General features: G+C 58.4%; 5 protein-coding genes. 2 read left to right on the top strand and 3 right to left on the bottom strand.

Annotated features, from left to right (window positions below; genetic code table 11):
- Positions 1-34: 34 nt before the first annotated feature.
- Positions 35-589, bottom strand: coding sequence for a 2-isopropylmalate synthase (locus HMPREF3130_RS00080; protein WP_048731724.1), 555 nt, complete (start codon positions 587-589; stop codon positions 35-37).
- A gap of 239 nt (positions 590-828) precedes the next feature.
- Positions 829-2,214 (bottom strand): dipeptidase, encoded by a 1,386-nt coding sequence (locus tag HMPREF3130_RS00075; RefSeq protein ID WP_070429048.1) that lies wholly within the window; start codon positions 2,212-2,214, stop codon positions 829-831.
- Positions 2,215-2,541: 327 nt separating this feature from the next.
- On the opposite strand from HMPREF3130_RS00075, the gene groL reads away from it, so the two are divergent.
- A complete protein-coding gene (gene groL, locus HMPREF3130_RS00070) occupies positions 2,542-4,167 on the top strand; it encodes a chaperonin GroEL (protein ID WP_016421501.1) in 1,626 nt (541 codons plus the stop codon).
- Positions 4,168-4,512: 345 nt separating this feature from the next.
- Here the strand turns inward: groL and HMPREF3130_RS00065 are convergent, their stop codons facing one another.
- Positions 4,513-4,989 (bottom strand): DIP1984 family protein, encoded by a 477-nt coding sequence (locus HMPREF3130_RS00065; RefSeq protein WP_049190643.1) that lies wholly within the window; start codon positions 4,987-4,989, stop codon positions 4,513-4,515.
- 154 nt (positions 4,990-5,143) lie between these two features.
- On the opposite strand from HMPREF3130_RS00065, the gene ppk2 reads away from it, so the two are divergent.
- Positions 5,144-6,043, top strand: a complete 900-nt coding sequence (gene ppk2, locus HMPREF3130_RS00060) for a polyphosphate kinase 2 (protein ID WP_005510168.1) — start codon at positions 5,144-5,146, stop codon at positions 6,041-6,043.
- Positions 6,044-6,253 lie beyond the last annotated feature (210 nt).

The following is a 6,253-nucleotide window of genomic DNA, read 5'->3' as shown; positions in this document are numbered from 1 at the left end:
CCCCCCCGTTTACTAAACGAGCAGCATCCGCGTCCTACCCATGCAGGCGGTTAGCAGCGCAGACCAAAGCGGAGAGCACGGAAGCCTCCGGAGTCTGGCCGAAGCCCATGGTCCACACATGGTCATTGTTGTGACCTGCATAGACAAAGGTAGCGGTAGCTTCGAAGATTTCGAACTGGTGGAATTCCACGATTTCCACGCGGTAACCTGCATCAGCCAGCAGATTAGTGCAAGCCGACACCGGCCCCATAGCGGTAATCTCCTGGGTGAAGGTGTGGGTGTGGTCGTCCTTGTCGGTCAGTGTTAAGTCAGCGTTGAAATTCCAGCGCCCCAGGGTGCCGCGGGTTGCCTCGAAATTCTTGATCTGAACCGGGCCGCTCGTGGGGGAGTAGGTGTCCTTGAACTTCTGCCAGTTCATGCCACGAGCTTCTTGCCTTAAGCCTCGAGGCAGGCGATGTCCGAATCGAGCCCTAAATGGATCGTCGGAATAAGTTCGCACATTGCCGTCGTCCTGGTGCTCCAACGAAGGGCGCTTGCCCGTGAACGTCGTCGAAGTGGACATGTTCTTCTGGGTGCGAGTGGGAAACATTCTTTTCTGGTCCTTTGCTTAGTTGCTTTTGCTGTGAGTGGCGGACCAACCAAGTGCTTTGAGAAGTTGCGGCCAGAGACCCCGTGTGGAGGGGTCAGTCCTGTCGGCCTCCACCGGGGTTCGTAGCCTTCGCTACTCGAATAAGAATGTTCTGCTGCATGGGTGGAACCTTACTACAGGTAAAAGATGTGACACAAGTCATTCAATCAATATCTTTGGTGGATTCTTTGCTGTCCCCGTTAAATTCCGTTGACAGAGGCCAGGAAAACCGCCTCGCCAATAGCGATGTCGCGAATCTCGTTCGGGTCGACCGATTCATCAGCCGAGTGAATGCGGGCCTGTGGCTCTTCCACACCGTAGAGTGCGATGTCAGCACCTGGTACGGCCTCCAGCAAAGTGGCGCACAGCGGAATCGAGGCTCCCTCGCCCATGCTTGCCGTCTCCTTGCCGTAGGCGGCCGACAGGCTGTCGGCAACCAGCTGCACAACCTTGCCCTCAACATTGGCCCGGAATGGGTTCGCTAGCTCGTCGCGCTCGACCGTCACCTTCACGCCCCACGGAGCATGCGCGCGCAGGTGATTCTCCAGTGCCTCCTGTGCTTCGGCCGGGTCGACGCCGCTTGGGATGCGGAAGTTGATGTGCGCCATAGCAGTCGATGAAATTGCGTTGACAGCATTGGTCGCTGGTGGGCAGTCGATTCCGGTCACAATCACAGACGGGCGAGCCCAGGTCAGGTCAGAGACGGAAGCGTCCTCGTTGCTAATTAGGTCCACGCCGTCGAGTACACCTGCGTCGGCGCGGAAAGTCTCTGGCGCGTAGTCCAGCCCCTCCCAGCGCTGCGAGCAGTCCAGGCCGTCAATAGAGGTAAAGCCATTTTCATCGCGCAGGCTGTCGAGCATACGAATCAACGCCGCCAGTGCATCCGGAGCTGCGCCGCCGAACATGCCCGAGTGCACCGGCTGCTCCAGCGCATCGACGCGAACTTCCACATCGGCGGTGCCGCGCAGGGTGGTCACGAGTGTCGGCTGGCCAACCTCGGCATTGCCGACATCCGCAATGAGGATGACGTCGGCGTCGAAAAGCTCCGGCTGCGTGGCGATGAGGTTGTTCAGGCCCGCCGATCCGCGCTCCTCGGAGCCTTCCACGATGAGCTTGATGTTTGGCATGTCGACGCGGCCCGCAAGCGCGTCGTCACGCAGCGCGCGCAGCGCAGCTAGGTGCATGACCACGTTGCCCTTGCAGTCGGCAGTACCGCGTCCGTACCAGCGACCGTCGCGCTCATCGAGCGTCCACGGATCCGCGGTCCAAGCGGATTCGTCGCCCGCCGGCTGGACGTCGTAATGGGAGTAGAGCAGTACGGTCTTCGCGCTTTCCGACGACCCGGGGACGAAACCCGACAGTGCAATCGAGCCGTCGACGGTGTGGTGCGCCTCCAGTTCGATGCCCAGCTCTGCGTACATGTCGGTAACCGCCTTAACTGCGTCAATGCAGGCCTGCTTGGTTTCTTCGGTGCCGTGTACGGAGGGGAAGGCCACCAGCTCGGTCAGCTGGGTGCGGATGGTCTCGCGTTGGCTGGAGATGTGGTCTCGCAGGGTCTCCGTGAGTTCCTTATTAATAATGCTCATGTGCGACAGTGTAGGCGCACAACCATGATGGCGTTGGAAGTGGCATAAGGAGTGACGCCAGGAGTGACAATGCTTAACCTTGCACTCGATGGGGTTGAGTGCTAGAAAAGTGAATTAGCACTTGCTCTAATTGAGTGCTAATAAAAACAACTTCACACCTTGTGTATGCGTGTGCTGAAACAAGTGTTGAAAAGTCGTTAAAAAGTACAGTGTTGACTCCGGTGATGGAGAGGGCGGCGCTTCCCTCGAATCACATGCCGTCGCGGGCGCCTGGGTCAACTTCCAATGTAAGTGCCACATAAATAGACGGAGGATTCTTCAAACCTCATGGCTAAGATGATTGCATTTGACGAGGAGGCCCGCCGCGGTCTCGAAACGGGTCTGAATACCCTGGCAGACGCTGTCAAGGTTACGCTGGGCCCGAAAGGTCGCAACGTAGTCCTCGAGCGCAAGTGGGGCGCACCGCTAATCACCAATGACGGTGTCTCCATTGCACGTGAAATCGAACTTGAGGATCCTTACGAGAAGATCGGCGCTGAGCTGGTCAAGGAAGTTGCCAAGAAGACCGACGACGTCGCTGGTGACGGTACTACTACCGCTACCGTTCTGGCTCAGGCTCTGGTTTCCGAGGGTCTGCGCAACGTTGCTGCTGGCTCCAACCCGATGGGCATCAAGCGCGGCATCGAGAAGGCTGTCGCGGCTGTTACCGAGAAGCTGCTGGAGTCCGCTAAGGACATCGAGACCAAGGAGCAGATTGCTGCTACCGCTGGTATCTCCGCTGCTGACCCGGCTATCGGTGAGCTGATTGCCACCGCTATGGACAAGGTCGGCAAGGAAGGCGTCATTACCGTGGAAGAGGCCAACACCTTTGGTCTCGACCTGGAGCTGACCGAGGGTATGCGCTTCGACAAGGGCTACATCTCCGGTTACTTCGCCACCGACATGGAGCGCCAGGAGGCCGTTCTGGAGGATCCGTACATCCTCCTGGTTTCCGGCAAGATCTCCAACATCAAGGACCTGCTGCCGCTGCTGGAGAAGGTCATGCAGTCCGGCAAGCCGCTGCTGATTATTGCTGAGGACGTCGAGGGTGAGGCTCTGTCCACCCTGGTCGTCAACAAGATCCGCGGCACCTTCAAGTCTGTCGCTGTGAAGGCTCCGGGCTTCGGCGACCGCCGTAAGGCAATGCTGCAGGACATGGCTATCCTGACCGATGGCCAGGTCATCTCTGAGGAGGTCGGACTGTCGCTCGAGACCGCTGACCTGCCGCTGCTGGGTCGCGCTCGCAAGGTCGTCGTCACCAAGGACGAGACCACCATCGTCGAGGGCGCTGGCGAGCAGTCCGCTATCGAGGGCCGTGTCAACCAGATCCGCGCTGAGATCGAGAACTCCGACTCCGACTACGACAAGGAGAAGCTGCAGGAGCGTCTGGCTAAGCTCGCCGGCGGTGTTGCAGTTATCAAGGCTGGCGCCGCAACTGAGGTCGAGCTCAAGGAGCGCAAGCACCGCATCGAGGATGCCGTCCGCAACGCAAAGGCTGCTGTGGAGGAGGGCATCGTCGCTGGTGGCGGTTCCGCACTGCTGCAGGTTTCGCACGTGCTTGACGACGAGCTGGGTCTGACCGGCGACGAGGCAACCGGTGTCCGCATCGTGCGTGCGGCTCTCGCAGCTCCGCTGCGCCAGATTGCTCTGAACGCTGGCCTTGAGGCCGGCGTCGTCACCGAGAAGGTTGCTTCCCTGCCGCAGGGCGAGGGTCTGAACGCTGCTACCGGCGAGTACATCGACCTGATGGAAGCTGGCATCAACGATCCGGTGAAGGTTACCCGCTCCGCACTGCAGAACGCTGCTTCCATTGCGGCTCTGTTCCTGACCACCGAGGCTGTTGTCGCTGACAAGCCGGAACCGGCTATGCCGGCAATGCCGGGTGGCGACGAGATGGGCGGCATGGGCTTCTAAAAGAGGTCCCAACTGCTTGAGTTAGCCTTAAAAATCGCCGCTGAGGGGTGTCCCTCAGCGGCGATTTTGCTCTGTAACTTGAGAAAGTTTAAGTCCCCGAACCCACCCTCGTCGCATCAGATGCCTCAGCGCTTGGTAGTGAAAAATAACCGATGATCTGTACCCATGTACGCAATGCCGAGGACTGTCTGTTATTAATCCTGCTGCCTCAGTACAGAGGTGAGATCCTTGGAGTCCCTTTAAGGCCAGGGACAGGCCGTCGCGCTCGCCGACAATCTGGATGCAACTACCGACTTATCAAAGTGTGAAATTCTTCTGGTCTCGCTACCGAACCCTGCCACTTTGCTATTCGGCCGGCTTATTCGCGGCCTCGATAAGCTCGGTTGACCAGTTCGCCTGCTGAATACGGGTATCCAAGTCCCGGTATTCCTTCGCCGCCTTGTCGGCTTTCTGGCGCAGCGACCGGATATCCACAGTGGCGACATAGCGAATCTCCGAAGCTGAGTATCGATCCCGCCGACCCGAGCCCTGATCGGCTGCGGAGGTGTAGAACCGCCGCCGTGTTAGCAGGTGGTCGCGCTTCGCAAGTGCGTCGCTAAGCGTTCCGTCCTCGAAGGCAGTAGCGGAATTCGTTGCGTTAATCGAGCGCACCAGCCATTCGAAGCGCGCCATCAGACGCTCGGCTTCGGCAATAAGCGCTTGCGGATCTTCATCAGGCGTATCGCCTTCCTGCACCTGCGCCACCAGCGCGAGACGGCGATTAATCTCAGCCAGCCGGTCGGAAACTTCGGATCGTGCGGCAAGAGCCTCGGATAACAACATGGCATTTATTGTACGCGCAGTGCTTATCGACGGTCGCTGCGTGCAGTCCCACCCCCTCAATTTCGGTAAGACGGAACGTTAACTGCTGGGAAATTGCAGGTAAGGGCACCCGCATGGGGGACGTGTGGTAGAGAAATTCAGTAGGATAAGGGGTATGGCTGACAAGAATGAAGAGGAATTCCACATCGTCGATTTGGCGAAGACCGAAGGTTACGTCGTCGATGATTCTGATGAGGACGATCCGGTACTGGTCACTCCAGACGGTGAGCGGGTTGATACCTGGCGCGATGGCTACCCGTACGAGGAGCGCATGACGCGCAAGGAATACGAGTCTATTAAGAGGAAGCTGCAGATTGAGCTTCTGAAGTGGCAGAACTGGACCAAGGAAACTGGTCAGAAGCACATCATCCTCTTCGAAGGCCGTGACGCCGCTGGTAAGGGCGGTACCATTAAGCGCTTTAACGAGCACCTGAATCCGCGTGGTGCTCGAACTGTGGCTCTGGAAAAGCCGTCGCCGCGTGAGTCCACCTCGTGGTACTTCCAGCGCTATATTGAGCATTTTCCGTGCGCTGGCGAAATCGTCTTCTTCGACCGTTCTTGGTACAACCGTTCGGGCGTTGAGCGCGTGATGGGTTTCTGTACTGAGTCTCAGCATGCAGAGTTCCTGCGTGAGGTTCCGATGCTGGAGAACATGATTCTGGGCTCCGGTATTTCGCTGACCAAGCTGTGGTTCTCGGTGACCCAGAAGGAGCAGCGCACTCGCTTCGCTATTCGCCAGGTCGACCCGGTACGTCAGTGGAAGCTCTCTCCGATGGACCTCGCATCGCTGGACCGTTGGGGTGACTACACCCGCGCGAAGGAAGAGCAGTTCCGTTACACGGATACCGATGAGTCCCCGTGGATTACCATTAAGTCCAACGACAAGAAGCGTGCCCGCATCAACGCGATGCGTTATGTGCTGAGCAAGTTTGAGTACACGGAGAAGGACCACGAGCTGGTCGGTACTCCGGATCCGAAGATTGTTAAGCGTGGCCGTGACCAGATTGGTGACTAGCTCGGTGGTCCGTGACTGACAAAGTTCTTGTCTAGAAGAAACGCCCGTAGGAGTGCTCAGGCACTCGGCGGGCGTTTTCTTATGGCTGGCGGCGGCGGGGCGATGCCCTTACGGCTGACGACGGCGGGCCAGTGCAAGTTAGTGACTGAGTTTATGTCAAAAACGGCCAGAAAATTGGCCGGTAGGGTCAGGCGGTCATTGCATCATGGA

Source organism: Corynebacterium sp. HMSC14B06, assembly GCF_001807075.1.
GTDB classification, from domain to species: Bacteria; Actinomycetota; Actinomycetes; order Mycobacteriales; family Mycobacteriaceae; genus Corynebacterium; species Corynebacterium jeikeium_D.
This window is presented reverse-complemented; position numbering and strand designations above follow the sequence as displayed.

Excerpts from the sequence above, each read along its gene's own strand:
- HMPREF3130_RS00080 (WP_048731724.1), bottom strand. The coding sequence starts at position 589 with ATGTTTCCCACTCGCACCCAGAAGAACATGTCCACTTCGACGACGTTC.
- HMPREF3130_RS00075 (WP_070429048.1), bottom strand. The coding sequence starts at position 2,214 with ATGAGCATTATTAATAAGGAACTCACGGAGACCCTGCGAGACCACATC.
- groL (WP_016421501.1), top strand. The coding sequence starts at position 2,542 with ATGGCTAAGATGATTGCATTTGACGAGGAGGCCCGCCGCGGTCTCGAA.
- HMPREF3130_RS00065 (WP_049190643.1), bottom strand. The coding sequence starts at position 4,989 with ATGTTGTTATCCGAGGCTCTTGCCGCACGATCCGAAGTTTCCGACCGG.
- ppk2 (WP_005510168.1), top strand. The coding sequence starts at position 5,144 with ATGGCTGACAAGAATGAAGAGGAATTCCACATCGTCGATTTGGCGAAG.